The following is a 2,103-nucleotide window of genomic DNA, read 5'->3' as shown; positions in this document are numbered from 1 at the left end:
TGGCTCTACCGAACCTGTCATGTAAAACTATCAACAACTCATGCTTGTAAAGTTTATATACTAAGGCTTTGAGTTTTTGTCAGATTGATATTTATCAACTTTAGAGCATTGCTGTGCAGAGAGGGAGCTTGAGGAATTTTCTACAGTGTAAGTTTGGAAGAACCAATTATCTTAAGTTTATCCCGCTTATTAAAGAGGTGCCAAAACGTCCTTTTTGACAAGCGGTACATTTGGGCGGATTGGGTGTTGTTATTGGTTGGTTGCTTAAGGTATGGGCCGGATGAGTTAAGCTTTTGCATTGGCTGATTAAAACTTGGCAATCAGAGTAAAATAGAAGCAAAAGTGTTGCCAAAGCGGGAGTATTACAGATGCCTGAGTCGTCAGAGTTCCATGTCTTCCTCTGTCACAACAGCCAGGACAAGCCTGAAGTTATCAAGATTGCCCAAACCCTGAAACAACAAGGATTAAACCCTTGGCTGGATGTCTGGGAATTGCGCCCCGGATTGCCTTGGCAGCGGGAATTGGAACGGCAAATTGAACACATCAACGCAGCGGCGGTTTTTGTCGGTGAAAATGGGATTGGTCCTTGGCAAGAGATGGAAATTGAAGCCTATTTGCGACGGTTTGTGAACAAACGCAGTCCAGTAATTCCAGTTTTATTGCCTAATGCGCCTCAAAAACCTGAATTGCCAATTTTTCTTGAAGGAATGACTTGGGTAGATTTTCGCGGCTCTCAGGCTGACCCAATAGGACAATTAATTTGGGGAATTACTGGCAGCAAACTAAGTGTTAAACCGTCTTCCTCTTCTCAATCGCAGCAAGTTAAACTTGAAGAAGAAATATCAAATTTACCTAGAGAAACAAAACCTTACACAGTATCTACTCCGGTTATTCTTGCTCCAAAATCACCTCGTATTCCGCCTTTATCAGTAGCAATAAATCGGCGAAAATTGTTGCAATTGATCGGTTGGACAGGTGCAGGTTTCGGCGCAACAATAATCGGAAGATCGGTTTATCAATTAGCAACGCAACCAAGCTTCAGTAAATTTGAGTTTGAGACCTTAACAGTAAACAGCAAAGGAGAAGAAATTAGCCGTAGTCGCAAGCAAGCTGAATACTTTACTGAAGACTTGGGCAATGGGGTAAAATTCCAGATGGTAGCCATTCCTGGCGGGACTTTCATGATGGGTGCGCCAGCGACAGAAGAAGGAAGTAGCGATGAGGAACGCCCCCAACATCAAGTGACTATTCCTGCTTTCTCTATGGGCAAATTTCCAGTTACCCAAAAACTCTGGATAGCTGTTGCTTCTCTCCCGAAAATTGAGCGCCCACTCAGATTAGAGCCATCGCGTTTTAAGGGGGATGATCGACCGGTCGAAAGTATCACTTGGTACGAGGCGATCGAATTTTGTCAGCGACTGTCGAAGAAGACGGGACGGGAGTATCGCTTGCCCAGCGAATCGGAGTGGGAATATGCTTGTAGAGCAGTTACCAGTAAAGAAGCAAGTCAAAACCTTCCCTATCCACCTTTTTACTTCGGGGAAACCATTACGACAGATTTAGTAAATTTTAACGGCAACTCTACTTACGGCAATGCAGCAAAAGGGCAATTTCGCAAAGAAACAACTCCAGTCGGGACATTTCCCCCCAATGCTTTTGGTCTCTATGATATGCACGGAAATATTATGGAATGGTGTGCCGACCATTGGCACTACAGTTACAACGGTGCGCCAACGGATGGCAGTGCTTGGCTGAGTCAATATGAGAATGATTATCGGCTGCTGCGCGGTGGGTCTTGGGACTTTAATCCGGGGAACTGCCGTTCGGCATCCCGCTATAGCAACAGTCCAGTCCTCGACTTCTACGATGTCGGTCTGCGGTTGGTGTGCGGCGTGGCGAGGACTTAATTTACCCTTCGCTGCTGTTCATTTAACTTGGTTTTTCTTCCTCTTCCTTTTTGATTATACTTTGCACGGCTACAACTTGCATTTTTTACTCAAGGACAATAATATAGTTTAAGAGTCATAATTAGAAGCAAAGCACTCATTAAAAACATGATTAACCTAGAATTCACGGAAGAAGAAAAGAACTCACTGTATTATG

At 44.1% G+C, this 2,103-nt stretch carries 1 protein-coding gene; it reads left to right on the top strand.

Going from position 1 to position 2,103, the window contains the following annotated elements; all coding sequences use genetic code 11:
• Window positions 1-368 precede the first annotated feature (368 nt).
• Window positions 369-1,907: an SUMF1/EgtB/PvdO family nonheme iron enzyme gene (locus ACE1AQ_RS08155; RefSeq protein ID WP_008197728.1), complete on the top strand. Its 1,539-nt coding sequence runs from the start codon at window positions 369-371 to the stop codon at window positions 1,905-1,907.
• Window positions 1,908-2,103: the final 196 nt, after the last annotated feature.

Source organism: Microcystis sp. BLCC-F209, assembly GCF_041928595.1.
Taxonomy (GTDB): domain Bacteria; phylum Cyanobacteriota; class Cyanobacteriia; order Cyanobacteriales; family Microcystaceae; genus Microcystis.
The sequence above is the reverse complement of the archived record's forward strand: the minus strand, read 5'-3'. Positions and strand labels throughout refer to the sequence as shown.